Genomic DNA, 22,611 nt, shown 5'->3' with positions numbered 1-22,611 from the left:
ACGCTACTGGTTGGTTTATTAGGGAGGTGTTATGACAAAGTTAAGTGGAATTGAGTGGCCATGGAATGGAAAGCCGATTTATCGTGAAGATTTTATGAAAGAGCATTCTTCCTTTGCTGAAGAGATAATCAATAGATTTGCAGATATTTTTTCTGGAAGAATTTTTAATGGAGGAGCAGTCACACCAGGTGCATCGCCAGGTTCAATAAACATTTCGGCGTTGGTTGCTTACGATAATGAAGGTAAAAGAATCCAATTTTCTAATATTGAAAACCTATCAATTTCTAGGCCAGAGGCCGATTCCGTAGTAGTTGTTCGACATAGGTTTCAAGAAACCTCTTCAGGTAATCTTGATTCGAATGGTTATGCGATAAACTATAGATCCAACGCTTTTGAGATCCTTTTCGTTGATACGGCTGGATCAGAAGATATTCAGTTAGCTGCAATTCGAAATATATCTGGTACCGTTACGATTCTTTCCGATCTCCGAAATTGGAGACGCATGAATGCTGAAAAGCTAAGTCCAAATTCAATCGTTAATAGTTTACTTGCTCCTAGTATTAAAATTGGATCCTTGGATGATCTCATTATATCATTTGTTGGAACTGCTAGAAGTTCTATATCCAATGCACTGAATGCTTTAATGACAAAGTTAGAAGCGGATGTACAATCTTTAGTTTCCAGTATCACCGCAACCAACCACTTTATTACTAATGATTTACCGAACCTCTATGCACCCAAAGCACACACTCATCCAGCTAGCCAGTCAGCATTCGTAATCAATTATGCTGGAGACAGTGTAAACTTTACCCATGTGCCAAATGTCGATGGAACTTTTGTTTTATATAACATTTCGGCTGGGTTTTCTCTTGGAAACACTTATACGATTCATGACCACGTAATCGGAGGAATTCCTCCCATCGGAGGTTTTTTGTCTGGAATAGCAATTCGTGATGGAGGTCAATGGACAAGTAAGGTGCTTTAGTTCAGTAAGAATGCTGGAAGCGAGGATTACTCAGTAACGATTTTAGCGCTCATCGGGACCCCCGGTAATGCTCGCGGACATTGGTAAACTTAGTCCCTCTTTTCGTTCTTCCTATATTAAGTTTTTTGAATTTCCCAGAACATAAACTTATTAGTTCTTTTTTTGTATCAGCAAATATTGTATTTTTAATGGTATTTGTTATCATGCCAAAATATACAAGTTTGATTAAAACATGGTTATATAAATAATCTTAATACTTCTTTCTCAAGTATTTTAGAAGTTAATTCCAATTACAAAAGAAAGAGGTATGATCAAGTGTATTCCTTATTTATGATATAAAGGGAAATAATTGTATCCAGTATTGTCTTCGTTGCCATGCCAAAAATAAGGAACTAGAAATCAGGAAAAGGATCATTATAAAGGGAGCTGGTCCAACAGAATATTGTAAAAATCCTAGATATAAAATAATATTTAGAATGATCGGTGAAAGTAAAACAAGCCCTGTCGTTGATGTTTTATCTATAAGGACAAGAATGCCGCCTAAGATTTCTATCATTCCAACCACTTGCCAAAGGTATCCAGTAGTTACGATAGCAGCGATAAAGTTTGCAGCCGCTGGTGTCATAGGAGGTGTGGGCATAAATGCATAAAATTTGCTGCATCCAAATAATATAAATACCGTGCCCAACAAGAATCGAAAAGTTAAATCAACATGTTTCATAACGTTTCTCCCAAAAAAAGGTTGTCTGGACAACTATTTGACCCTAAAATAAACTGTCAATATATATTTGTCTAGACAAGTAATTGGGGATAAGGGGAAACTGTTTAAAGATAGAATGTTTCACTTAGATGATCAAATTGGATTTAATGTGAATCGAGTTGCCCTTCTGTTTCGAAGGGAGTTGATTCGTTGTCTTAGAGAGTTTCACTTAACACCGGAACAATGGCAAGTATTGGCGATGTTATGGCAGAAGGGGACTTTGAGCCAAAAACAAATCATAGATTTAACATTACAAGACGCCCCATCGGCTTCTAAAATGATCAGCCGTATGGAAAAAGCAGGTTTGATCAAAATAGAATTATCTAAACTAGATAAAAGGTCAACTTTGATTAGTCCTTCTTCTGAAGGAAAATCTTTGGAAAAAGTTTTACCCAAAAAAATTCTTTCTCATTTTGAACCCATACTCCAATCAATTTCAGAGAAAGAGAAAAAGCAGTTTTTGGTTTCGCTAAAACATTTTCGAAAACAATTTGGAGATGAGATTCAAAAATAGAATTTGATCTTTTGTTTTTGGTAGGTTATTTTTTCTGACCTACAAATCGAATGACAGAACCAGTTCCGTCATGAAATGCTCCTTCCTTCAATTCAACTTCTTTTTCTTCCAATATTGAAATATGATAGTTTGGAAAATCTGATTGAATTTCTTCGATAGAAAATAACATGTCGATTTCTTTTGGGCCTCCCATCTTTTCGTCTTTTGCTAAATACTCGAGATGGCGTTTACTAAAGGCTTCAAAGATAATATATCCGCCTTGCTTCAGTAAAGCACCTAACTTTTGGTGATATTCTGACTTTATGTTGGCAGGAAAATGTGCATAGATCAGTGCAATGGCATCAAATTGTTCTTTTGTATAGTTGAAGGATTCTATTGTCCCAACTTGATAATCGATAGAAACCTCTTCTCTTTTAGCTAATTGGAATGCTTTTTTTTGTCCTTCAGAACTAATATCAAAGGCAGAGACTTTCCATCCTAGCTTTGCTGCGTAAACTGCATTTCTACCCTCTCCCTCGGCGGGAAAAAGAATACTCCCTCGATCGAGTTTCGGGAGTTGTGCTTCAAGAAATTGATTCGGTATCTCGCCATAAGCAAATTCTTCTTTGCTATAACGTTCATCCCATCTTTTAGTCCAAACATCGCTCATATTTCTATTGGAAAAAAGTGACATTCTCTTACTACTCTTAATCTAAAGTGTTTTTAAAATTAGAGAGTTAGGTAGGTTTGGATTGATTTAGGTTAGCTAAATAATGTTGGTTCAGAGTCCTGATCTTCAGTAGTGATTTCTTCCGGTTGAAATTGTGTGATAAGACTCTTGATTTTTTTCTCTTCATTAATTTTGGAATCAATCCATTGATCTTGGTTTTCTCTTCGAATCACAACGGGTTGTCTATGTTTGTTATCGCCATAGTTATGAATCTCTGCTGTTTTTTCGTTGGCAACTTGTGTGATGATGGTTACCCAGGTTGAATCATTTGGCCCAGATCCCCATAGACCAGCAAAATAGGTTTCTTTATCAATGAATTCAATTTTAAACTTATGTTTTTTCCCTGTTTGTTGCATTTGCCATTCAAAGTATGCGAATACTGGAATTAAACAACGATTTGTCGAATAACTCTTCCAAAAGGAAGAAGTGAATATTCTTTCTGATTGAGCGGTTGTGATGAGACCACCATCTGCAAATGTTTGTTTTGTTCCCCATGAACCAAAACTAAGAAAAGTTTTGTTATTTAGTTGTCTTAGATACCAAAAATGATCATTGGGCTTTATGGGTAGTCCAGTTAAATTATGTTTTTGATATGCTTCTTTATAGTTTTTTTCTTGAAATGCAAAATCTTCCCATCTATTACTGTGATCTTCGATAGAAATCAATCTGTTGATGAATAAATTTGACACGGGACTTGTTAAACTCGAAGAGAACCTCGAAATCCTCTAACTGCATAGTATGATTCAGCCCCATTATGATATATGAATACATTATTATAGCGGAAATCAGCGAAGAGAGCTCCACCCAGGTCTCTAATCGCTTTAGGTGTTAAAATCCAGCTGGATGTTTTTGAATCAAAGTTCCCAAGTTTTTGTAATTCTTTATATTCTTCTTCGGTTAGGATGTTGATTCCCATCGTGTTTGCCATATCGATTGCACTGTTTTTAGGTTTATGTTCTTTTCTCGAATCCAGTGCCTTACGATCATAACAAACACTTCTTCTTTCCTTAGGAGTTTCTGGGGAACAATCGTAAAAAATGAATTCGTTTGTTTTTTTGTCATAGCCGACAACATCCGGCTCTCCGCCAGTTTTTTCCATTTCATTCAAAGACCAAAGTTTTTCAGGGTTTATTTCTAACTTGTTTTGAACTTTTTCCCATTCTATATTTTGATGTCGGTTTATGTGATTTTGAAAACGAAGTTTTAGTTCATTGATAATTTCTGTAGTTTGTTTGGGAGAAAGCTTTTTTTTGTTACTCATAAGTTTGGATTCCTTGCTCTCGTGAAATTATATTTCGTAAAATACTGTTACGGGAAGTAATTTACTTAATATATCAAAATGTTAATCCGGTAGAAATTAAAATTTGAGAAAACATGGAATTTTTTGGAGTAAAACTACCAAATTTTGACTTAAAATTAAATCCTGATATTGCCTTGGAAGACTTCCTAAATAATAGTTTGGATCAAATGTAACGATGTGGTTGAATTTCCCTGCCTCAATATAACCCTCTTGAATTTCAATTGCAAATAAGCAATGTTCACAAATATCTATTTTATATCCTAAGCCTATGGCAGAAAAATACCGATCAGAGAAATTCGTTTTATGAGAGTAGGGTTCAAGATTAAAACTATTTGCAGAAAAGTTGATATAGTTATTTCTAGTAACAGTAAATCCTTTTTCTAGTCCAAAGTTAAAACTGCCAAAGAAAGAATTGTAGAAATAATATTGAACATTAAAAGTGAACGTTTCGCCTTGTTTCGTTCTCGTAAATTGATAAAGAGCATTATTTGGGTTGGAGCTAGCATAGTATCGACTATATGCTTTTTCTTTGTCATCTCCAATTCCATAACTGAAACCAAGGAAAAGATTTTTCAATGGTGAGTAGAGTATTTGTAAATTAAGGGAGTTCGGTATCTCTCTTCGTTCAAGTCTTTTGTTATCTTGTATTGTCCAAGGGGTTAATAGTATTTGACTTTTTTTCGTTCTAATTCTCCTCCAAAAATAATTTGGAAGTTAGATATTAGAATAAGAAATATTAAATATTTTGTTTTGTTATTTAGGATCACGTTTAAATTATTTAGTATAACGAATTAGCGTAAACGAAGTTTGCTGTAGTCACACCTCTGAAGGACATGCCGGAAGGAAATTTGTCGTATACCGAGTGAGGGCTAGTCCCGAAGCGAAGCGTTAAGTCGCTGTTATGCGTAGTAGCGTTATTTAGTGTTACTCGCTTTCTTGTCTTCAATCGTCCAATTTTTTTCAGAATTATCGAGTCTGTTGATATGTTTCAAATGATAAAGACAGTTTTGAAGGGAAAATAAAATTAAAATAGCAACTAGAAATTTCATCACAATTAATTCTCTGTTTTAATTTGGTTAATTAAATCTACTACTTCAGGTAAAGTTTTCTTCGAAAGTTTTTTTAAGCTTCTATCTAGAGCGATATAATATAAGATATCATAACACTGAATATTCATAACTTCGCCGATAGATTTGAACCTGCGTTTGTAAATTTTGTTTTTATTTATAACAAGGAGATTTATATCGATAACAGAAATGATATCAACAAAGAATAATCCAATTTCCGGTTCCATGAAGAATTGATTCACTTGAATTTGAATTTCTGGAACATTTGGATTAGATACTTGAGAGACATTGAAACCTAAGTTTTTTAATTCAGTAATGAAAGCATTCTTTATGATCTCAGGACCCCTTGGCTTTGTAAAAATATAACCGCCATCAATACCTAAACTGGTTTTTTTCATACCTTCTATAAACATTCCATCTTTATAGGTATCAGGATGGTCATCTGATTTAGTAAAAGAGATAGTGATATTACGCGATGGTGCAGGATTATAAATAGGATCATTGTATTCATATTCAATTGAACCATTCATAAGGGCGCATTTTGAATTAAATATAAGAACGAGAGAAGTTATTAATAATATTTTTATTTTATTTTTCATAGTTATCCTTTGATCAATTTTTAGCTATTACGCATAACGAACTAGACTTAACGACGTTTCCCGACCCTGAGTCCCTGTAAGGGACGTTAGGGACTGGAACGAGGCTTGCGTAGGCAAGAGGAGTTCCAGAGAGGAATGTGTCGCAGACCGAGTGAGGGCGTAAGTCCCGAGGCGAAGCGTTAAGTCGCTGTTATACGAAGGTTTGGGTGTATAACTAACTGACTTTTATTCCTAAAACATCTAGAGGATCAGAATTATTTTTTAAAACAAAGAGCATCCTTTGAGCTGGACCTTGTGGAATATTTCTTCCGGATTCCCATGCCTCTACTGTTTTTTCAGAAACTCCTAGAGTGTTTGCGAAAACTGATTGAGTGAGATGTAATTTAGTCCTAATATTTTTAATATCTTTTCCTTTGAAATTTGGAAGTTTCGGAACGGATATAGAAGTTTGCTTAAGCTTTAAGTTTGAATTTCCATCTGAAAACTCAATGGCTTCATTCAGACCTTTTTTGAGACTATTAAACAGTTTATCATTTGCTTGTTTTTTCATTACTTCCTCCTTCCTTTTTTTAAAGAATCTTTTAGAACTAAGGTTAATTGACCTAGCACTTTAAGTTGAGCCTTGGATAAGTTCTCCTTATCGTTTTTCTCAAGTAAAGTGACAAGGAATAAAATTTCAAATTCTTCAACATCTAAATAGAAAACTCTAATCCCTGAACTTTTACCCGATCCTTTCTTTTTCCAGCGAATCTTTCTAATTCCATTAGTTTCTTTTATTACAACACCGGATTTCGGATTTTCCAGGAGATGTATCTGAAACTCTAAAAGATCGAGATCATCGAGTTTTGCTTTTTTCCAGAAACTATCGAAGTCAGGTAGATGAACGAATAATCTTTTCAATAATCCAGAATACCCTATTCAGTAGGGTGTGTCAAGAGTAGAAATTATAAGTTTTTCAAAAATCTTAAATTAGGAAGATTTTTACCCCAAACTTGCGTATAACGAACTAGACTTAACGACGTTCCCCGACCCTGAGTCCCTGGAAGGGACGTTAGGGACTGGAGCGACGCTTGCGGAGGCAAGAGGAGTTCCAGAGGGGAATGTGTCGGAGACCGAGCGAGGCCGTGAGTGCCGATGCGAAGCGTTAAGTCGCTGTTATCCGCAGTTGCGTGATTTAAATTTTATTGTAATATTTTTCGAAGTTTATTATTTTTAGTTTTGAATTTTGAGCAATTTTCTCGAAATCAGAATCATAAGTCGCGAGTGTCAAATTGTGTGTAATAGCCATTTGAGCAATTAAGACATCAATTGAAGCAACAGTTAACCCTTTTTTTGCTAAGTCATTTCTTAATTGCGCAGCAAGGACATGATCCTTATTAGTCGGATTGATAAAGTTAAAAAATCGAAGATGATTGTTAATATCATCAAAAAGTTTCTGATTTTTAATTCCAGTTAATATTTCTTGTAAGATAATTCCCGTTAAGAAGATTTCTTCTTCGTTTTTAATTATTTGGAAAAGAAAAGTATCTTCAGAGTTAACAGATTTATTTTTTCTTCTAAGAGCTTCTGACCAAACAGAAGTATCAATAAGTAAATTCATTAAATTTAAATTGAATGGTGATTATTTCCTAAGCTTTTTATAATCAGCTTTCGGATCATATTCAATTGTATTAAAAAACTTAACAATTTCTTTCTGCTTATGTTTTTTGATAAATTCAATAAGTGCGGTGTTAACGGTTTCCCTTTTTGTTTTTAAGCCACTAATTGAATATGCTTCATCAAGTAATTTTGAATCGATGTTTAGATTTGTAGCCATAATCGATTTAATTTTTACACAATTGATTGTGTAGGTCAACCAAATTATCGTCCGTAATTCTTTAATCTTATGATTTTTCAGTTTAAATTTCGCGCTATTGCGGCTAACGAATTAGACTTAACGACGTTCCTCGACCCTGGGTCCCGGAGGGACGTTAGGGACTGGAAAGCCACTTGCGGAGGCAAGAGAAGTTCCAGAGAGGAATGTGTCGGAGACCAAGCGAGGCCGGCAGTGCCGAAGCGCAGCGTTTCCCCGCTGTTATACGACGTCACCGCTTTAAATAGCTAGGAAGCTATTGCTAAATCTTTGTAATTGTGAATTCCGTTGAATTCTTTCTGTTTTTTTAACATTTCTTCTTCCAAATCATAATCATTCTGTAGGCCAAGCCAGAACTGTGGAGTAGTTCCGAAGAATTTCGATAAACGTATTGCGGTATCAGCAGAGACGGATCTTTTATAAAGTAGAATCTGGCTAATTCTTGTTTGTGGGATGCCAGTTTCCTTTGCGAGTCGATATGCAGTAATTTTTAGAGGAGTAAGAAACTCTTCGAATAGAATTTGTCCAGGATGGATATTTGGTAAACGTTTCATATAATCTCCTTCTTAATGATAATCAACAATTTCTAATAAAGAAGCGTTATTTCCATCCCAAGTAAAGCAGATTCGCCATTGATCATTAATGCGTATGCTGAACTGACCTTTCCTGTCGCCTTTTAGAGGCTCAAGTTTATTACCAGGTGGAACTTTTAAATCATCGATATTATGAGCATTATTTATCATCCTAAGTTTTTTTCTGCCTTGGTTCTGAACTTCGGTCGGTAAATCTTTAGAAAACTCACCTTTCCATACTTTCTCAGTTTTTTTGTCAGCAAAACCTAGAATCACAATAGAATGCTAACGTATTGCGATACTGTTGTCAAGTGTTATTATTTTTTTTTATCAAATTCTAGGTGATGTCGTATAACGAACTAGACTTAACGACGTTCCCCGGCCCTGAGTCCCTGTAAGGGACGTTAGGGACTGGAACGCCGCTTGCGGAGGCAAGAGAAGTTCCAGAGGGGAATGTGTCGCAGACCGAGCGAGGGCTCGTCCCGATGCGAAGCGTTAAGTCGCTGTTACACGCAGTCGCTTATTCGCCAGTCATTTGTAGTGCTTTTTCTATTAAAGCTTTGGAAAGATGGATGTCGTGTTCCTCAAGAAGCATTAATGAACTTTTAATTTCAGAAACTAGGCCCTTCTCTTTTGCAGAGATAAGAATTCCAATAGTTCCAATGACTTTTTGATTTTCTAATTTAGCAACTTTTCTAGCTTTTTTATCATCAATTAACAGAATGCTATTTTTAAATTCCTTCGATAGAACAATAGCTTCTGATTCACCTTTTCCTAATGAAAGTCTATAAGCGTTAAAGGCGTCTATATTATTACATTTTCTTATAAAGGGTTTAGTCCATTCTTGTAATGTGGAACTGAATTTTTTGTCTGTATGAGCAATTTCTTCGTAAACGGAGAAAGGAACGATGATTTCCTGAAAAATTTCATCTATAAGATGTAACTTATTAATAATTGCTAATGATATAAGAGGAGATGAGTCAGCAATTATTATCAATGTATTTCTATTTTAACAGAGAAGATTCGGAATCTAGATCATCTGAATCGTAATCAATAACAGGTATTCCGTCTTGTGAAATTTTATGCATAAAAGTCTTTAGATCTAAAGATGAAAACTCAGCCGCTTGCGTTAAAGTAAATTTACCCTTAGTAAAGAGGTGTTTAGCAAATTCAAATTTTAAGTCATTTTTTAATGAATCTTCTGTTTCGTTTATTGCTAAAAGTAGATGGTCTGGAATTTCTATCTGCAGAAGGCTCATAGTTCTATTTTGATGTAGAATTTGGATTTGTCAAATTGATTTACCTGAGTATTCGTTCCGATATTGTCTTTTCTGGTCAAATTTTAAGCGATTGCGTGTAACGAACTAGTCTTCCCGAAGTTCCTCGACCCTGAGTCCCTGAAGGGGACGTTAGGGACTGGAACGAGACTTGCGACGGCAAGAGGAGTTCCAGAGAGGAATGTGTCGCAGACCGAGCGAGGGCTCGTCCCGAAGCGAAGCGTTAAGTCGTTGTTATGCGACGTGTGGCTTAAACACTCGCCAAAGTTTTCTTTCCCTTTTTGATAACAATTTCTCCACCTAAAGTGTGAATTAGTTTAGAAAGAACAAGTAAGGTAGGGTTGTCTTGTTTTCCACTTCTAATTTCTTGAATTACAGTACTGGAAACGTTAGCTTTTTTAGAAAGTTCTCTTACGGAAACTTTTTGAGATTCCATTAATTCAATTAATGTTTCAGAAAGATTGAGAGCATCATATTCCTTTTCAAATTTTGCTTTGAAGGATTTATCTTTCATTAAACGATCAAATGTAGATTTAGTAGTAGATACCTTTTTTACTTCTTGTTTCATAATCATCCCTTCTTTTAATAGCTCTAATTTTTTCGTTTTTTGGCAGTTTATCAGTTTTTTTGACAAAAGCATTGGTTATGATAATTTTCTTTCCTTTTACAAAGAAGCAAAGGAACCTGTGAGGAATAGGTTTGAAAGCAAATAGAGAGTCTCCTTCAAAATTGAATTTAGTTTTGTCTTTGATTTCTCCAATATCAGCAAATCTTTTGAACAAAGCCAAAGTTTTGATTTTTAAATCATCTGGTAGTTCATTAAAATATTCCAGAACATCAGATTTTTCTTTTTCATCAAAATACCATTCGACAGTGAATTTTTGGCCTTTATAAGCTGTAAATTCTATCACTTTTTAGGTGTAACGGAATAACGGTACAAATTCAATACTTTTTTTAATTTTCTTTAACCTAAATTATAAGTATTCAATTATTTTTGCCACATGTCGTATAACGAACTAGACTTAACGACGTTCCCCGGCCCTGAGTCCCGAAGCGAAGCGTTAAGTAGCTGTTATGCGATGTTCCCGATTTATTGACTATAAGTGAATATCTCTTATGCGAATTTTGTTTTTTGATAAAACGACGAATTTCCCATCTAATTCACGACTATTTCTTCTTAAGAGAATATTCAGAGAGTTGAAAATTTCTTTAAAGTCTTTTGGGCTATATCGGAGAAAGATAATGCCATTAGAATATTCTTTATGAGCAAAAACCCATTCACCAAAATCTTTATCTAATGTAAGAATGATAGCATCAATTTTCTTTGCCAGCTCAATGACTTGTAGATCTGTAATACCTTTATTTTCTTCTAAAACAGAAAAAACTTTGTGCCCTTCACTTCTAAGAAGTTTAATAAGTCGATAGTCGACATTTTCGTCAGCGAGGATACTAACTTGCAAGCAAGCTTTCTCTGCTTATTACATGGCTTGAATATGAGATACAAGCAAGGACATCGTCTTTTTCGATTCCTGGTGAAGCTTCGAGGATTTCTTCGATAGACATCCCGTCGCCTAATCTTTCGAGAATTAAATCGACTGCAATCCTTGTATTTTTAATCACCGGTTTACCGAGTAAAACATCAGGTGAGGAGGAAAGTCTAGATTTGTAATCCATAGTAATATTTTAGCACAAACATTGAACAAAAGTCAAGTTTAGTTAGAGCGGAAATGAATAGAATTTAGCAGTTATTTTAGATATTTACCTTAAATCTAATCCTATTTTAAAAGTTTAAGTTTAGGGAATATCGTATAACGAACTAGACTTAACGACGTTCCTCGGCCCTGAGTCCCTGTAGGGGACGTTAGGGACTGGAACGCCGCTTGCGGAGGCAAGAGAAGTTCCAGAGAGGAATGTGTCGCAGACCGAGTGAGGCCGTAAGTGCTGAAACGAAGCGTTAAGTCGCTGTTATACGCTGTGGGTAATTAAGACCAAATAGTTTTTAATCCAGAAATTTTATACTTCTTTATCTCTGAATCTTTAGAAATGAAGGTGAGCTTTCTTGTAATGCATTGCCAAATAAGCATTCGATCAAAGGGATCTTTATGAAAATCTTCTTTGAGATTATGATAAGAAGAAGCTTCTTCCGGGCTTAGTTCGATAATGTTAATATTTAATTTTTCAAGTAGTTTTGGGATATCGTCTGGTTTAAAACCAGAAAGTTTTAGCTTAGTGAGTCTATATTTTAAAGAAATTTCCCATAATGAAATGGCACTTACTAGAATTTGGTTTTCTTGATCCTGAACGATAGTTGCAACTTTTTTGCTTAATTGTTTTGAATCACCAATTACCCAGAGTAAAGCATGAGTATCTAAAAGATAAGCCATTAAATATTTAAGAATTCCTCTTCGGTAATAGAAAAATCTTTACCAAAAGATATTTTGGCCTTTCCATCAAGTATTCCAATTTTTCTTTTTGCATCAGCCTTTTGGTTGATCGGAACGATCATCGCGATTGTCTTTTTATTTTTTCCAAAGAGAATACCAACTTTTTCTCCTTTTTTGACGTATTCAAGAACTTCGGAGAAGTGAGATTTTAGTTCACCAACGGCATAAGACTTCATTATAGTTTTAGTAGAAAGCAAGTTGACAAGTTGTCAAGTAAAATAATTTCCGGTAGAACAATAGATTTTTACCCATTGCGTATAACGAACTAGACTTAACGACGTTCCCCGACCCTAAGTCCCTGAAAGGGACGTTAGGGACTGGAACGCCGCTTGCGGAGGCAAGAGAAGTTCCAGAGAGGAATGTGTCGGAGACCGAGCAAGGGCGTAAGTCCCGCAGCGAAGCGTTAAGTCTCTGTTATGCGCCGTTTTTTATGCCTCAAATTTAATTCCTACTTCTAGTAATATAATTGAGAAAAGATTTTGATCTGATTGTATTTTTTTGACCGTTTCTAAAATAAAGTTAATTTAAAAAGGGTATAAATCGAAACCAAGGACTTTCATAAGAATTCCAGTCTTTTATAATATTGTAACGTTGCACTATAGTTTCTTTTCCACCATTCAAGAGAGGAAAGCCAGAAACTTTGGAATATTTGTTGTTTATGCGAGAGATAGTTATCGTTTCATTTCTCTTTGATATAAGTGTAAATTCTGTATTGTCACTATTTGTCTTTATGATTTGATATGGTTCCTTATAAATTGTATTGCTATTGTTTGATATATCTAACCAGACCCTTGCAGATTTTAAGTAGTCAAAATCGGAATAAATTACAAAGGATAAATCCGATTCTGTTAAATATCTCTCTCCCGAAATCTGTTCCTGGAAAATAGATAAGGTCTTAAAAGATTTCCAATCCACAGCGGAGAGTTCTTTTGCGGTTTTTGCTTCCAACACATTCTCATATGTATAAGTAGACAAAATAGGGAGGAATCCCGTTCTGTTATCACACGTTACTTTATAGTAACTTCTAGCGATATCATCACGAGATGACAATTCGTTGTTAGTGTAGTCTGAATCTACATCAAACAATGTTCCTTCTTTGCAAAATCCTATTTGATACTTCTTATCTTCAATTGGATGCTCATATAAAGGAGTTTCACGAATGACTATTACCCCATGCTTATAGTTATATTTCTTTACGTTCCCATATCCCTTCCATGGAATACTACAAAAGCTAAACGAGAATAGTGAAGCAAAAGTTAAATATTTTATCATAAATTTACCTTTGATTGTAATAGTATCTTTCTGCTGTATGCAGGTAATGTGTCGCAGACCGAGCGAGGGCTTGTCCCGAGGCGAAGCGTTAAGTCGCTGTTATACGAAGTCGCAAACAACACGATCAAATGAAGACAGATGGAGAAATATGGAATTTTTCTGCAAGCGCTTTGATTTGTCGAACATTCAATTCTCTTTTTCCATTTAGGATTTCAGAGACAACTCCTTGACTACCTAGAATATTTAGATCTTTTTGAGTTAAATTGTTTTCTAGCATAAGAAACTTTAAAACTTCAATAGGTTCAGCATTTGGTTGCATAAAATGATCGTTTTCATATTCTTCAATCAAATTCCCAACAGTTTCTAGAAGTGGAGCAAGTTGGTGTTTTTCATCATTCCCAACTTCATCAATAAGTTCATCTAATACTTTAACTAATTTTTTATACTGTTTATCAGTGTGTGGAACGGAGAGAATGTCTTTAACATCATGCCAAACATTCTTAACTTTTTCAATTTCTAGAATCATATTGTCTCCTTTTTCCATTTTCCTTTATCATAATCTGAATGCGTTAATACATTTCGAATAAAAAGCTTCTGTCTGTTAAAATGAATGGCAGCAATTAATCTGAAGTGGTTCCCACTTATATTAAAAACAGTAAGTTTTCCGACCTGATCGACAGAATTAAAAACCTTCCTTAGCTCGCTAAAATCCTTAAAATTAGTGTTTTTAATAATTTTATACCAGCTTTTTAATGAACTTTCTGAATTTGGGTGTTTATTAATGAAATCATCTAATTTTTTCCAGCTGATGATATGCACTATTCCCAAAAACATCTCATTTTGAGATAAGTCAAATAAATTTTCTTTAATCCTGGATTAGATTTTTTGCGATTTCGTATAACGAACTAGACTTAACGACGTTCCCCGGCCCTGAGTCCCTGGAAGGGACGTTAGGGACTGGAACGACGCTTGCGGAGGCAAGAGAAGTTCCAGAGGGGAATGTGTCGCAGACCGAGTGAGGGCGCAAGTCCCGAAACGAAGCGTTAAGTCGCTGTTATGCGACGTCCGGTCTTAGTCCGAATTTTTCAGCGACTTCGTTTACTCTTTTATCGAAGCTGTAAAAAGCAAAGTTTGAAGAATGCATTACATCTTTTAAGAATATTGCTGTTGCAACATGAATACCATCTAGAGATCTGCAGTCGGCAATATCCTTTTTTAATTCAATAATAGATTGTATGTTCTCATCAATTTTCATCAAAGAGCATTCAGAAAGGAGTTCTTTAAGTTGTTTTTCATGTTTTGAGAGCCACTGGGATGAAAGATTCTTTTTATTGGCTTTAAAGAATCTCCTAAGCACTATAGTAGCTTCTATTAAAGTTAAGATCGAGCTTACTTTTTCGCTGGGGGCATTCCAGATGCTTACTGCTTTATCGTTGAAATGGTCTCCTAAAATGATAGAGAGTATAATGCTCGTTTCAATATAGTAAATCATTTATATTATAGATTATCATCTTTTGAGTCTTGATATAGGGCCCACCAGTCAGCCTGTTTTTTAGGATTTAGATTTTGTTTTTGAATTTTATTAATCTGGGTAGCTTTGCGTTTAGCAGGAATTAATTTACCTTCATTCGCCAGTTTATTCAAAATTTTTTGTATATTATTGTTAGATTCTTCTTTACCGGGATATTTTAACTCAGCAACAACTCGGTTGTGTTCTGTAATTAGAACATTTTCTCCATTCTTGACTAATTCGATATATTGGCTAAGATGTGATTTTAATTCGCGAATTCCAACTGAAATCATTATGATAAATTGTGACTATTGTGACCACTTTTGTCAAGAGGTATTTTTTGTCCGTTTCCGTTTCTTTCACATTTTTAATGGCAATTTTCCATATTTAGCTTTAATTTTGACCGGATGTTCGCATAACGAACTAGACTTAACGACGTTCCTCGGCCCTGAGTCCCTAGAAGGGACGTTAGGGACTGGAACGAGGCTTGCGTATGCAAGAGGAGTTCCAGAGGGGAATGTGTCGCAGACCGAGCGAGGGCGCAAGTCCCGCGGCGAAGCGTTAAGTCGCTGTTATACGCTGGCCAGAATGACTACAGAACATATTCGTTATTGCTAGAATTCTTAGATTTTAATAATTAGCAACTTGGGAATAACTGCATATTACTTATTAAGATTGATGCTTAATCTTATTTGTGAGCAAATCTATCGGCATATAAATCTAAAACTTTTTTGATCATAGATTGGTATGGAACACCTGATTTTTTAGATTGAGCTTTGAAAAAATTAATGCTCTTTTTACTTAATAATATGGTGACTTTTGAGTTATCTTCTTTCGTAATTAACTTATCAGGTGGAGGTAAGAAGTCATTAATAACTATCGAAGAATTGATGGCTTTCGCAACATCATTAGGGGTTTTAGTATAATTTAGTTTGCTTTTCATAAAGTTTTTTTCCCTCTCTCCAGAACCCAGCACCGTAGATTCTAATATTTTTTCCTCTTATAGTAAAACGAACGGTAATAATACCTTCAGGAATTAAACCAAAACAAAAGAATCGTTCTTCCGACTCAGTAGAATGCAAAATATCTTTTGAAATAATCCTATTTTTATCAAGAAAAGCGAGTTGGGCAGAATAGAAGTCAACACCGTGTTTCTCTAGATTATCTTGATTTTTCTTAGAATCCCATTCAAATTCCACATGTTTATTATAAATATATTTGTATGTATGTCAATACATATATTTGACTGTATTTTTGAGTTTATACTTTTAGTTTTCTATCCTCAGAATATATTTTTCTGGCTTGCGTATAACGAACTAGACTTAACGACGTTCCTCGGCCCTGAGTCCCTGGAAGGGACGTTAGGGACTGGAACGCCGCTTGCGGAGGCAAGAGAAGTTCCAGAGAGGAATGTGTCGCAGACCGAGCGAGGGCTAGTCCCGAAGCGAAGCGTTAAGTCGCTGTTATGCGTAGTGGCTATGGTATGTAATAGAATAGCTTAGTTTCGGATGTTTATCCCTTGGGAGGGTATTTATCACTTCCATGACTATCTTTCTGGGAAATTTGACCATTCAAGTTGTGAATATAGAATTCGGATTGTTGGTTTTTGCTAATTTCTCTTCCCTTATCGATAGCTTCTTTTTTTGTTTCGGTATGCAAGATGGCTCTTTCTCCACCGCCTTTTTTAACATTCCATCCACCGTTTTGTGCGGGGACAACATGATGAGTTTTCTTTGACATTGTGTTTCTCCGAAAAGTATTATGTCTCTACTTGTACAATACGGATGTATAGTTGTCAATATATTTTTCCAAATTTTTCTTTAAAAAGTTATGTGAAACTATCAGTTATATGTTACTAGAGGTAATGTTCGAATCGAAGATATTTGATTTTTTACTTTTTCTATCAATTTCTTGATTTGTTATGCGTAGTGGCTAATTATAACGAAGGTTTAATTGCTTTAATAGTATCTTGTATTGTACCGCCGAAAGGTTTTGGCCCAGTTAAGCAGTAAGCATATATGGCAGAGTTAAATTCTGTATTTTCTCTCTTTTGTTCTTCGGAATTTTGACCCGATTCAGTAGCTATTAAGTTAAGAATAAATTGCTGATCACATCTTTTCTTATTTTCTTTTTCTGTAATTTCAATATCGCAGCTAAGAAATAAAAATATAGAAATATAGCTTAGTAAATATTTATCAATGTCCATTGCTTGTATGGAAAAAAATGTGCATTCTAATTTTTAAGTTTGTTTATTAATTCTAGTGTAGCAAGCTATGATCTAATTGTAAATTTGGAATTTGACTTGGCTTTGCATTTTTCTGATTGAAGATATGTGTCGCATAATGGACGAATTAAGGTTTGTTGATGTATAAAATTTTCTTTTTGGCTTTCTGAAATACTCGGGTCGTTTAATGTATTTTGAAAATATAAAGAGAGAATAAGGCATTCGTAAGTTGTTGGTCCGTCTTCTCTTTGAATATCGTGAAAACAAGCTTCTTTTTCAGTCTTAATGCAATTAGGAATTAAAACTAGAGTGAAAAGGAGAAAAAAATAAGATCTTTTAAAGATAATGTACAGAATTTGGATTTTTGTAATCATATTATAAATTTTAGCCATTACGCATAACGAACTAGACTTAACGACGTTCCCCGGCCCTGAGTCCCTGGAAGGGACGTTAGGGACTGGAACGACGCTTGCGGAGGCAAGAGAAGTTCCAGAGGGGAATGTGTCGCAGACCGAGTGAGGGCGCAAGTCCCGAAACGAAGCGTTAAGTCGCTGTTATCTGCAGTTGGGTTTGGTAGCTAAGCGGAAAGTTTAAGAGTTTTTATCGAATCTAATTTACTCTTTAATTTTTCTTTTTTCTCTCTAATATCAAGATCGGTTTGCAAGTTTATCCAAAATTTTTCAGACATACCAAAAAACTTTGATAATCTTAATGACATATCTACAGTTATTTTTCTCTTCCCATGCAATATGTCTAAAATAGTTGAAGTAGATACGTGAAGTTCCTTAGATAATTTATAAGGAGTAATTTGCATAGGTTCAAGGAATTCTTCTTTCAAAATTTCAGCGACAGTTGGAGTCGGGATTCTGTTATTTTTCATAGTTTATTATAATCCTTTAATGATAATCAATAATAGATACTTGATTACAGTTTCCTTGATCAAATGTAAAAATGATACGCCACTGATCATTGATTCTAATAGAATAAAAACCGTTTAGATCGCCTTTTAAGCTTTCTAATCTGTTAGAAGGAGGAGATTTCAAATCATCCTCTTTCTCTGCGTTATCTATTAAAATTAGCTTAGTAAGAGCTTTCCTTTGAATTTCCGGTGGAATCCTTTTTGAAAAGATTTGGTTAAATATCTTTTCCGTTTCTTTATCTCCAAAAGAAAGAATCACATCTACTATATCTCTACCACAGATATAGTAGTCAAGTTTTTTATTTAAGTGCTTTGGTTTAGATTTAACCCAATTGCAGATAACGAACTAGACTTAACGACGTTCCTCGGCCCTGAGTCCCTGAAAGGGACGTTAGGGACTGGAACGACGCTTGCGGAGGCAAGAGGAGTTCCAGAGAGGAATGTGTCGCAGGCCGAGCGAGGGCTAGTCCCGAAGCGAAGCGTTAAGTCGCTGTTATACGCCGTTTTAATTGTGATAGAATGTTTTTAAATTCGCATTTTTACTCGTTCTATTTAGCAATAGAGACCAATCTTTATGTGAATTTTTTCTATCTGATCCGTATAAAGTTATTAGAGTAATTTGGTCAAATATAAATTTAATATGATTATAATATTCCTCATATTCATTGTTTTTATGAATTCCATAAACTGCTACTACCATAGTTCCGTTTTTTAGAATGCCTGCTGTTTCTGTGTAGTTAGCTAGTGGATATTTTGTTATACGAATAGTGAAATCTCCTGCATTGCTATTTTCTTTTTTGTATGCTATATGTGCATTAGTGTCATGTTTTTTTATATTATCTTCTTGATGTTTTAAAAAAATATCAAGTAAATCCTCTTTGGTTTCAATTTCATCCAATTCCGGTATATCTAAGTATATGAAATTTCTTTGTTTAAACGATTCTTGAGCATCCAATTCCATTGGATACATTAAACACAAGCCGCCATTTAAGATCATTTCTTCGGTTACTTCTGCGTCGGTAGCCCATCCATTTGGCGGAGTAATAATAGCACCATAAATTCCTCTATAAGCAAATGCAAAGAAGCCTTGGTATCTTTTGAGTTCATCAAATTTTAATACATGTAAGTTTATATCGCCGGTATTTTTCACGTATTCCTTTGCAGCTTTAGTAAATCCTGACTTGGCAATTATTACTCCTTTATATATCCTAAGGTCATTGAGTTTTTGAACAAATTGCTCGACATCTGCGACATCAAGTGGTTTTTTCCAGTTTTTACATTCGATTACGATTCGTATTTTGTAACCGACAACAGTCTCCTCTATCAGAAGATCAATTTCTCTTTTTGTTTTAGAAAGATGTCCGATTAAAAGATATTTTGTTCTATTTTTGAATTGGGAAATCTGCTTTTGAAATATTGGTAGACTTGATTTTCGTATTTTTTTCCGATCATTTTATTAAAATGGCGTATAACGAACTAGACTTAACGACGTTCCTCGACCCTGAGTCCCTGAAGGGGACGTTAGGGACTGGAACGACGCTTGCAGAGGCAAGAGAAGTTCCAGAGAGGAATGTGTCGTAGACCGAGCGAGGGCGTAAGTCCCACAGCGAAGCGTTAAGTCGTTGTTATACGACGGTCAGCATTCTAGTTAATCCAGTTTTCTATTTTCAGTTCTTTAATTCTCTTGAATTCTTTTTCATTATTGGTAACTAGTATTATATCATTTGCGATAGCTTGTGAAGCTATGAGTAAGTCATAGGGACCAATTACCTCACCCTTTTTTTCTAATCTTGTTCTGATTGATCCAGCTAGAGCAGCTGCTTCTGAGTCGAAGGGAATAATGTTAAGAAATCCTAAAAATTCATTAAGGATTTTTTTGTTTTGTTCTGATTTTTGACTCTTTTCAACACCGTATTTGAGCTCGAACTCAGTAATTGCTGAGATGAAAATGTTATCGAGACTTACTTTTTTGAATTTTTGATAAACGATTTCTGGTTTTTGATTAATGATGTAAATGCAAATATTTGTATCTAACAAATACTGATTCATATCGAATTTCGCTTATCATAAGTGTTCGGTTGATTTCTTTCGATAATAAAATTATCGGAAAAGTCATTTAGTGATTTCCAAAGTCTATCAACGGCATCATCAATAGGAGATATTATGACACAGTTTCCGTCTTTTCTGATATAGACTTCTTTTCCCTTGAATCGAAATTCTTTTGGAAGTCTAACAGCCTGACTATCTCCGTTTTTAAATAATTTTGCTCGGTTCATATATATAATTTAGTATATATGTTCGCGGTTTGTCAAGTCCTAATTTTCTAGATTTTCCTTTTGCTTTATTTCTCTCTAGAGTCAAATATTTGCTGACTGTCGTATAACGAACTAGTCTTGACGAAGTTTCCCGCCCTGAGCCTCGCAGAGGTGTTAGGATTAGCGGGAAATTTGCCGAAGGCCGAACGAGGGCTCGTCCCGAAGTGAAGCGTTAAGACGCTGTTATACGACGTTGCTGATTTTTTAGTTTTTTAAAATGCACTCGCTAATTTCTTTTTCTCCGATTTCATTCGGAACTAAAGTTAAAAATGGCTTACCGATTAAAGGACCTACGACAACATTACCTTTCAGAAAGTAAACCTCACCTTTTTTAATATCCATAGTTATTGAAGCAGTACCCATAGTTTCTGCTTCAAAAGTAACTTCTCCTGGATTGAAAAAGAATGGTTTATAGGATCCGTTGCTTAGTTCTATTAAGTTATTCCCATCAGTCGTAATTATATAGGATATTACTTTTCCAGTCGATAATTTCGGTCTATAAATATAAACTAATCCTTTATCGCTATCGATATTTAAAATTGGAGAAAATCTGTTTCCAGTCGGTTGCATACTTTTGCAGCTTAATAGCAGGATGAAAGTTATGATGAATGAAACTGGTTTCATTGCTTCTTCTTATCGTCAATTTGGCTATTTTGATATTGACTTTCAATATTTGTTCTCAATTTGTTTAAACCTATTCTTCTCATTTCGGAATAATTTGGGTTATTGTAAAGTGTTCGATATTGAGAAACAATCACTTTTGATTTAATAGAACTATTTCCATTATTGTAGAGTAAGGTACCATTTAAAATAACTTTATGATTTTCAATGGGAAAACCAAACGTAAGTAGTGGGTTCAAAGCAACGACAGAATCTGACGGATCAGTTGGCTCGTATGAAATTGCATAGTCATATATGATTGTATCAGTTGATGATGGCAAATTTTTTATCATTCTAGGAATATATTCAGGATTTCCATTGTAATTTAGTTTGCCTTCAAGCATTGTAATTGATCCCACACTTGAATAGTTATCGTCTTGTGGATTTACTTGAATAGTGGAACAATTTAAAAAAAGTAATGTTAAGATTATATATTTTTTTATCATAGGGAATATTTTTTCAGCAATGTCGTATAACGAATTAGACTTAACGACGTTCCTCGGCCCTGAGTCCCTGAAAGGGACGTTAGGGACTGGAACGAGGCTTGCGTAGGCAAGAGGAGTTCCAGAGAGGAATGTGTCGTAGACCGAGCGAGGGCTAGTCCCGAAGCGAAGCGTTAAGTCGCTGTTATGCGAAGTTATTTTTGTCTTATTGAATTTTTTAGGTAGAAAATAGGTGATTAAACCCAAAGTATTATTTGCGAAGTACATAATTGGGCTTATTGGGCCCAATATTTTCCTTTTATTTAAATTGTATTTTTGAGTTGTTAGTTACTCGCAGGGTGGGGATGTATTTTCCAGTAATGGGAATAGACCATCTACGATACGAACATTTGGATTCCAATCATTTTCATTTCTATTTGCACAAATGAATGCAGTTTGATTTGGTTTAACTTCGAAATCTATTTTTTTTTCTGAATTTGAGCGTGTGTTCATAAGGTGATAGTTGATATATGCAGTATGTTTTCCTGGTAAAATGACGATATACCGTCCGGAAAGCAAATGTAATTTTTCATCATTAAGGCGCGATACAATGACACCTTTTGAAAGTGTTAATAGCACTAATTCTTTTCCGGGAAACCTTGGGTCATCGTGTGCCATAAAAGAAATATTGTTAGGCTTCAATGGTGGATTTGGAATTTGATTACTATACTCTATAAAACTTCTACTTGAACATGCCGAAATCAAATTGAGAGTTAGGAATAAACAGATTAAATTAGTTTGCATTAGGCTTTGTATACAAGAAAATAATCAGAATATTGCAATTACTTTTTTGAATTATCAAGAAATTACAGAAATTTAAATAAACTATTTTTGATAGAATACAGCTTTCTGTAATTTTAGATTATAGCTAAATTAAACAATATTATTTAATTTAATGAATACCGTTGAATTTAATAATTACGCATAACGAACTAGACTTAACGACGTTCCTCGACCCTGAGTCCCGGAAGGGACGTTAGGGACTGGAACGAGGCTTGCGTCGGCAAGAGGAGTTCCAGAGAGGAATGTGTCGTAGACCGAGCGAGGCCGCAAGTGCCGATGCGAAGCGTTAAGTCGCTGTTATACGCCGTTTTTATTTTTCTAATAATTTTTTAAAAACTCTTTTTTATAGGATATGTTAATAATTGAA

39 protein-coding genes are annotated in these 22,611 nt (G+C 34.9%); 2 read left to right on the top strand and 37 right to left on the bottom strand.

Annotation, left to right across the window (positions count from 1 at the left end; translation table 11 throughout):
* The first annotated feature begins 31 nt into the window (after positions 1 to 31).
* A complete protein-coding gene (locus tag CH361_RS19085; RefSeq protein WP_100792418.1) occupies positions 32 to 985 on the top strand; it encodes a hypothetical protein in 954 nt (317 codons plus the stop codon).
* Positions 986 to 1,313: 328 nt separating this feature from the next.
* Here the strand turns inward: CH361_RS19085 and CH361_RS19080 are convergent, their stop codons facing one another.
* A complete protein-coding gene (locus CH361_RS19080) occupies positions 1,314 to 1,706 on the bottom strand; it encodes a DoxX family protein (RefSeq protein WP_100792417.1) in 393 nt (130 codons plus the stop codon).
* Positions 1,707 to 1,821: 115 nt separating this feature from the next.
* On the opposite strand from CH361_RS19080, the gene CH361_RS19075 reads away from it, so the two are divergent.
* Complete coding sequence (locus CH361_RS19075) at positions 1,822 to 2,259, top strand: MarR family winged helix-turn-helix transcriptional regulator (RefSeq protein ID WP_100792416.1); 438 nt, start codon at positions 1,822 to 1,824, stop codon at positions 2,257 to 2,259.
* Between the two features lie 25 nt (positions 2,260 to 2,284).
* Here CH361_RS19075 and CH361_RS19070 read toward each other — a convergent pair whose 3' ends face one another.
* The 36 genes from CH361_RS19070 to CH361_RS18885 form a co-directional block, all read right to left on the bottom strand.
* Complete coding sequence (locus CH361_RS19070) at positions 2,285 to 2,908, bottom strand: class I SAM-dependent methyltransferase (protein ID WP_100792422.1); 624 nt, start codon at positions 2,906 to 2,908, stop codon at positions 2,285 to 2,287.
* A 92-nt stretch (positions 2,909 to 3,000) separates the two neighbouring features.
* Positions 3,001 to 3,657 (bottom strand): SOS response-associated peptidase family protein, encoded by a 657-nt coding sequence (locus CH361_RS19065; RefSeq protein WP_100792415.1) that lies wholly within the window; start codon positions 3,655 to 3,657, stop codon positions 3,001 to 3,003.
* Positions 3,658 to 3,665: 8 nt separating this feature from the next.
* Positions 3,666 to 4,229 (bottom strand): DUF4256 domain-containing protein, encoded by a 564-nt coding sequence (locus CH361_RS19060; RefSeq protein ID WP_100792414.1) that lies wholly within the window; start codon positions 4,227 to 4,229, stop codon positions 3,666 to 3,668.
* Positions 4,230 to 4,325: 96 nt separating this feature from the next.
* Positions 4,326 to 4,844 carry a hypothetical protein gene (locus CH361_RS19055; RefSeq protein ID WP_100792413.1) on the bottom strand — a complete coding sequence of 173 codons (519 nt, stop codon included), beginning with the start codon at positions 4,842 to 4,844 and terminating at the stop codon, positions 4,326 to 4,328.
* A 478-nt stretch (positions 4,845 to 5,322) separates the two neighbouring features.
* Positions 5,323 to 5,934, bottom strand: a complete 612-nt coding sequence (locus CH361_RS19050) for a YajG family lipoprotein (RefSeq protein WP_100792412.1) — start codon at positions 5,932 to 5,934, stop codon at positions 5,323 to 5,325.
* 214 nt (positions 5,935 to 6,148) lie between these two features.
* Positions 6,149 to 6,484, bottom strand: a complete 336-nt coding sequence (locus CH361_RS19045; protein ID WP_100792411.1) for a helix-turn-helix domain-containing protein — start codon at positions 6,482 to 6,484, stop codon at positions 6,149 to 6,151.
* Entirely contained in the window at positions 6,484 to 6,834 is a 351-nt protein-coding gene (locus CH361_RS19040) for a hypothetical protein (protein ID WP_100792410.1), read from the bottom strand. The genes CH361_RS19045 and CH361_RS19040 overlap by 1 nt, the downstream gene beginning before the upstream one ends.
* A 274-nt stretch (positions 6,835 to 7,108) precedes the next feature.
* Positions 7,109 to 7,534 (bottom strand): type II toxin-antitoxin system VapC family toxin, encoded by a 426-nt coding sequence (vapC, locus tag CH361_RS19035; protein WP_100792409.1) that lies wholly within the window; start codon positions 7,532 to 7,534, stop codon positions 7,109 to 7,111.
* A gap of 21 nt (positions 7,535 to 7,555) precedes the next feature.
* Positions 7,556 to 7,750, bottom strand: coding sequence for a type II toxin-antitoxin system VapB family antitoxin (locus CH361_RS19030; protein WP_100792408.1), 195 nt, complete (start codon positions 7,748 to 7,750; stop codon positions 7,556 to 7,558).
* Positions 7,751 to 8,034: 284 nt separating this feature from the next.
* Positions 8,035 to 8,340 carry a HigA family addiction module antitoxin gene (locus tag CH361_RS19020; RefSeq protein ID WP_100792406.1) on the bottom strand — a complete coding sequence of 102 codons (306 nt, stop codon included), beginning with the start codon at positions 8,338 to 8,340 and terminating at the stop codon, positions 8,035 to 8,037.
* 12 nt (positions 8,341 to 8,352) lie between these two features.
* Positions 8,353 to 8,634: a type II toxin-antitoxin system RelE/ParE family toxin gene (locus tag CH361_RS19015; protein WP_100792405.1), complete on the bottom strand. Its 282-nt coding sequence runs from the start codon at positions 8,632 to 8,634 to the stop codon at positions 8,353 to 8,355.
* 244 nt (positions 8,635 to 8,878) lie between these two features.
* Positions 8,879 to 9,355, bottom strand: a complete 477-nt coding sequence (locus CH361_RS19010; protein WP_100792404.1) for a PIN domain-containing protein — start codon at positions 9,353 to 9,355, stop codon at positions 8,879 to 8,881.
* 7 nt (positions 9,356 to 9,362) lie between these two features.
* Positions 9,363 to 9,617, bottom strand: a complete 255-nt coding sequence (locus CH361_RS19005) for a UPF0175 family protein (RefSeq protein ID WP_100792403.1) — start codon at positions 9,615 to 9,617, stop codon at positions 9,363 to 9,365.
* A 268-nt stretch (positions 9,618 to 9,885) separates the two neighbouring features.
* The gene (locus CH361_RS19000; RefSeq protein ID WP_100736116.1) at positions 9,886 to 10,203 is read right to left on the bottom strand and encodes a helix-turn-helix domain-containing protein; all 318 of its coding nucleotides are present in this window, start codon (positions 10,201 to 10,203) and stop codon (positions 9,886 to 9,888) included.
* Entirely contained in the window at positions 10,169 to 10,546 is a 378-nt protein-coding gene (locus tag CH361_RS18995; RefSeq protein ID WP_100792402.1) for a type II toxin-antitoxin system RelE/ParE family toxin, read from the bottom strand. The genes CH361_RS19000 and CH361_RS18995 overlap by 35 nt, the downstream gene beginning before the upstream one ends.
* 186 nt (positions 10,547 to 10,732) lie before the next feature.
* A complete protein-coding gene (locus tag CH361_RS18990) occupies positions 10,733 to 11,095 on the bottom strand; it encodes a DUF5615 family PIN-like protein (protein WP_100792401.1) in 363 nt (120 codons plus the stop codon).
* The gene (locus CH361_RS18985) at positions 11,085 to 11,309 is read right to left on the bottom strand and encodes a DUF433 domain-containing protein (RefSeq protein ID WP_100792400.1); all 225 of its coding nucleotides are present in this window, start codon (positions 11,307 to 11,309) and stop codon (positions 11,085 to 11,087) included. Before CH361_RS18985 ends, CH361_RS18990 begins: the two co-directional genes overlap by 11 nt.
* A gap of 308 nt (positions 11,310 to 11,617) precedes the next feature.
* A complete protein-coding gene (locus tag CH361_RS18980) occupies positions 11,618 to 12,019 on the bottom strand; it encodes a type II toxin-antitoxin system VapC family toxin (protein ID WP_100792399.1) in 402 nt (133 codons plus the stop codon).
* Positions 12,019 to 12,255: a type II toxin-antitoxin system Phd/YefM family antitoxin gene (locus tag CH361_RS18975; RefSeq protein WP_100792421.1), complete on the bottom strand. Its 237-nt coding sequence runs from the start codon at positions 12,253 to 12,255 to the stop codon at positions 12,019 to 12,021. Before CH361_RS18975 ends, CH361_RS18980 begins: the two co-directional genes overlap by 1 nt.
* Before the next feature lie 343 nt (positions 12,256 to 12,598).
* Positions 12,599 to 13,351, bottom strand: coding sequence for a hypothetical protein (locus tag CH361_RS18970; RefSeq protein WP_100792398.1), 753 nt, complete (start codon positions 13,349 to 13,351; stop codon positions 12,599 to 12,601).
* A 124-nt stretch (positions 13,352 to 13,475) separates the two neighbouring features.
* Positions 13,476 to 13,877: a helix-turn-helix domain-containing protein gene (locus CH361_RS18965; protein WP_100792420.1), complete on the bottom strand. Its 402-nt coding sequence runs from the start codon at positions 13,875 to 13,877 to the stop codon at positions 13,476 to 13,478.
* Entirely contained in the window at positions 13,874 to 14,170 is a 297-nt protein-coding gene (locus tag CH361_RS18960; protein WP_208861472.1) for a type II toxin-antitoxin system HigB family toxin, read from the bottom strand. Before CH361_RS18960 ends, CH361_RS18965 begins: the two co-directional genes overlap by 4 nt.
* 235 nt (positions 14,171 to 14,405) lie before the next feature.
* A complete protein-coding gene (locus CH361_RS18955) occupies positions 14,406 to 14,843 on the bottom strand; it encodes a PIN domain-containing protein (RefSeq protein WP_100792396.1) in 438 nt (145 codons plus the stop codon).
* 5 nt (positions 14,844 to 14,848) lie between these two features.
* The gene (locus CH361_RS18950) at positions 14,849 to 15,154 is read right to left on the bottom strand and encodes a type II toxin-antitoxin system Phd/YefM family antitoxin (protein WP_100792395.1); all 306 of its coding nucleotides are present in this window, start codon (positions 15,152 to 15,154) and stop codon (positions 14,849 to 14,851) included.
* Positions 15,155 to 15,549: 395 nt separating this feature from the next.
* Complete coding sequence (locus CH361_RS18945; RefSeq protein WP_244279964.1) at positions 15,550 to 15,804, bottom strand: CopG family transcriptional regulator; 255 nt, start codon at positions 15,802 to 15,804, stop codon at positions 15,550 to 15,552.
* Positions 15,779 to 16,060 carry a BrnT family toxin gene (locus CH361_RS18940; protein ID WP_100792394.1) on the bottom strand — a complete coding sequence of 94 codons (282 nt, stop codon included), beginning with the start codon at positions 16,058 to 16,060 and terminating at the stop codon, positions 15,779 to 15,781. Before CH361_RS18940 ends, CH361_RS18945 begins: the two co-directional genes overlap by 26 nt.
* Before the next feature lie 313 nt (positions 16,061 to 16,373).
* The gene (locus CH361_RS18935) at positions 16,374 to 16,601 is read right to left on the bottom strand and encodes a DUF2188 domain-containing protein (RefSeq protein ID WP_100792393.1); all 228 of its coding nucleotides are present in this window, start codon (positions 16,599 to 16,601) and stop codon (positions 16,374 to 16,376) included.
* A 196-nt stretch (positions 16,602 to 16,797) separates the two neighbouring features.
* Positions 16,798 to 17,067 (bottom strand): hypothetical protein, encoded by a 270-nt coding sequence (locus CH361_RS18930; RefSeq protein ID WP_100792392.1) that lies wholly within the window; start codon positions 17,065 to 17,067, stop codon positions 16,798 to 16,800.
* Between the two features lie 595 nt (positions 17,068 to 17,662).
* Positions 17,663 to 17,965, bottom strand: coding sequence for a HigA family addiction module antitoxin (locus CH361_RS18920; RefSeq protein ID WP_002975568.1), 303 nt, complete (start codon positions 17,963 to 17,965; stop codon positions 17,663 to 17,665).
* Positions 17,966 to 17,981: 16 nt separating this feature from the next.
* Complete coding sequence (locus CH361_RS18915) at positions 17,982 to 18,263, bottom strand: type II toxin-antitoxin system RelE/ParE family toxin (RefSeq protein WP_100736119.1); 282 nt, start codon at positions 18,261 to 18,263, stop codon at positions 17,982 to 17,984.
* A gap of 246 nt (positions 18,264 to 18,509) precedes the next feature.
* Positions 18,510 to 19,406 (bottom strand): restriction endonuclease, encoded by an 897-nt coding sequence (locus tag CH361_RS18910; RefSeq protein ID WP_425268695.1) that lies wholly within the window; start codon positions 19,404 to 19,406, stop codon positions 18,510 to 18,512.
* A gap of 242 nt (positions 19,407 to 19,648) precedes the next feature.
* Positions 19,649 to 20,053 (bottom strand): type II toxin-antitoxin system tRNA(fMet)-specific endonuclease VapC, encoded by a 405-nt coding sequence (gene vapC / locus CH361_RS18905; protein ID WP_100792389.1) that lies wholly within the window; start codon positions 20,051 to 20,053, stop codon positions 19,649 to 19,651.
* Positions 20,050 to 20,280 (bottom strand): type II toxin-antitoxin system antitoxin VapB, encoded by a 231-nt coding sequence (gene vapB, locus CH361_RS18900; RefSeq protein ID WP_100792388.1) that lies wholly within the window; start codon positions 20,278 to 20,280, stop codon positions 20,050 to 20,052. The genes vapC (CH361_RS18905) and vapB overlap by 4 nt, the downstream gene beginning before the upstream one ends.
* Positions 20,281 to 20,523: 243 nt before the next feature.
* Complete coding sequence (locus CH361_RS18895) at positions 20,524 to 20,943, bottom strand: DUF2846 domain-containing protein (protein WP_100792387.1); 420 nt, start codon at positions 20,941 to 20,943, stop codon at positions 20,524 to 20,526.
* On the bottom strand, positions 20,940 to 21,425 hold the full coding sequence (locus CH361_RS19635) for a hypothetical protein (RefSeq protein ID WP_125232084.1): 486 nt from the start codon (positions 21,423 to 21,425) through the stop codon (positions 20,940 to 20,942). Before CH361_RS19635 ends, CH361_RS18895 begins: the two co-directional genes overlap by 4 nt.
* A 324-nt stretch (positions 21,426 to 21,749) precedes the next feature.
* A complete protein-coding gene (locus tag CH361_RS18885) occupies positions 21,750 to 22,079 on the bottom strand; it encodes a hypothetical protein (RefSeq protein ID WP_100792385.1) in 330 nt (109 codons plus the stop codon).
* Positions 22,080 to 22,611: the final 532 nt, after the last annotated feature.

Origin of the sequence: Leptospira brenneri (assembly GCF_002812125.1) — a bacterium.
Taxonomy (GTDB): Bacteria; Spirochaetota; Leptospiria; order Leptospirales; family Leptospiraceae; genus Leptospira_A; species Leptospira_A brenneri.
This window is presented reverse-complemented; position numbering and strand designations above follow the sequence as displayed.

What these genes read in the sequence shown, in the direction of transcription:
- CH361_RS19070 (WP_100792422.1), bottom strand. Translation starts at nt 2,908, where the DNA reads ATGAGCGATGTTTGGACTAAAAGATGGGATGAACGTTATAGCAAAGAA.
- CH361_RS19635 (WP_125232084.1), bottom strand. Translation starts at nt 21,425, where the DNA reads ATGATAAAAAAATATATAATCTTAACATTACTTTTTTTAAATTGTTCC.
- CH361_RS19045 (WP_100792411.1), bottom strand. Translation starts at nt 6,484, where the DNA reads ATGAAAAAACAAGCAAATGATAAACTGTTTAATAGTCTCAAAAAAGGT.
- CH361_RS19005 (WP_100792403.1), bottom strand. Translation starts at nt 9,617, where the DNA reads ATGAGCCTTCTGCAGATAGAAATTCCAGACCATCTACTTTTAGCAATA.
- CH361_RS18980 (WP_100792399.1), bottom strand. Translation starts at nt 12,019, where the DNA reads ATGGCTTATCTTTTAGATACTCATGCTTTACTCTGGGTAATTGGTGAT.
- CH361_RS18975 (WP_100792421.1), bottom strand. Translation starts at nt 12,255, where the DNA reads ATGAAGTCTTATGCCGTTGGTGAACTAAAATCTCACTTCTCCGAAGTT.
- CH361_RS19085 (WP_100792418.1), top strand. Translation starts at nt 32, where the DNA reads ATGACAAAGTTAAGTGGAATTGAGTGGCCATGGAATGGAAAGCCGATT.
- CH361_RS18985 (WP_100792400.1), bottom strand. Translation starts at nt 11,309, where the DNA reads ATGGATTACAAATCTAGACTTTCCTCCTCACCTGATGTTTTACTCGGT.
- CH361_RS19060 (WP_100792414.1), bottom strand. Translation starts at nt 4,229, where the DNA reads ATGAGTAACAAAAAAAAGCTTTCTCCCAAACAAACTACAGAAATTATC.
- CH361_RS18930 (WP_100792392.1), bottom strand. Translation starts at nt 17,067, where the DNA reads ATGGACATTGATAAATATTTACTAAGCTATATTTCTATATTTTTATTT.
- CH361_RS19020 (WP_100792406.1), bottom strand. Translation starts at nt 8,340, where the DNA reads ATGAAACGTTTACCAAATATCCATCCTGGACAAATTCTATTCGAAGAG.
- vapC (WP_100792409.1), bottom strand. Translation starts at nt 7,534, where the DNA reads ATGAATTTACTTATTGATACTTCTGTTTGGTCAGAAGCTCTTAGAAGA.
- CH361_RS18895 (WP_100792387.1), bottom strand. Translation starts at nt 20,943, where the DNA reads ATGAAACCAGTTTCATTCATCATAACTTTCATCCTGCTATTAAGCTGC.
- CH361_RS18970 (WP_100792398.1), bottom strand. Translation starts at nt 13,351, where the DNA reads ATGATAAAATATTTAACTTTTGCTTCACTATTCTCGTTTAGCTTTTGT.
- CH361_RS19030 (WP_100792408.1), bottom strand. Translation starts at nt 7,750, where the DNA reads ATGGCTACAAATCTAAACATCGATTCAAAATTACTTGATGAAGCATAT.
- CH361_RS19075 (WP_100792416.1), top strand. Translation starts at nt 1,822, where the DNA reads ATGTTTCACTTAGATGATCAAATTGGATTTAATGTGAATCGAGTTGCC.
- vapB (WP_100792388.1), bottom strand. Translation starts at nt 20,280, where the DNA reads ATGAACCGAGCAAAATTATTTAAAAACGGAGATAGTCAGGCTGTTAGA.
- CH361_RS18955 (WP_100792396.1), bottom strand. Translation starts at nt 14,843, where the DNA reads ATGATTTACTATATTGAAACGAGCATTATACTCTCTATCATTTTAGGA.
- CH361_RS19000 (WP_100736116.1), bottom strand. Translation starts at nt 10,203, where the DNA reads ATGAAACAAGAAGTAAAAAAGGTATCTACTACTAAATCTACATTTGAT.
- CH361_RS18920 (WP_002975568.1), bottom strand. Translation starts at nt 17,965, where the DNA reads ATGAAAAATAACAGAATCCCGACTCCAACTGTCGCTGAAATTTTGAAA.
- CH361_RS18885 (WP_100792385.1), bottom strand. Translation starts at nt 22,079, where the DNA reads ATGGCACACGATGACCCAAGGTTTCCCGGAAAAGAATTAGTGCTATTA.
- CH361_RS19080 (WP_100792417.1), bottom strand. Translation starts at nt 1,706, where the DNA reads ATGAAACATGTTGATTTAACTTTTCGATTCTTGTTGGGCACGGTATTT.
- CH361_RS19050 (WP_100792412.1), bottom strand. Translation starts at nt 5,934, where the DNA reads ATGAAAAATAAAATAAAAATATTATTAATAACTTCTCTCGTTCTTATA.
- CH361_RS18945 (WP_244279964.1), bottom strand. Translation starts at nt 15,804, where the DNA reads ATGAAAAGCAAACTAAATTATACTAAAACCCCTAATGATGTTGCGAAA.
- CH361_RS18950 (WP_100792395.1), bottom strand. Translation starts at nt 15,154, where the DNA reads ATGATTTCAGTTGGAATTCGCGAATTAAAATCACATCTTAGCCAATAT.
- vapC (WP_100792389.1), bottom strand. Translation starts at nt 20,053, where the DNA reads ATGAATCAGTATTTGTTAGATACAAATATTTGCATTTACATCATTAAT.
- CH361_RS18935 (WP_100792393.1), bottom strand. Translation starts at nt 16,601, where the DNA reads ATGTCAAAGAAAACTCATCATGTTGTCCCCGCACAAAACGGTGGATGG.
- CH361_RS18965 (WP_100792420.1), bottom strand. Translation starts at nt 13,877, where the DNA reads ATGATTCTAGAAATTGAAAAAGTTAAGAATGTTTGGCATGATGTTAAA.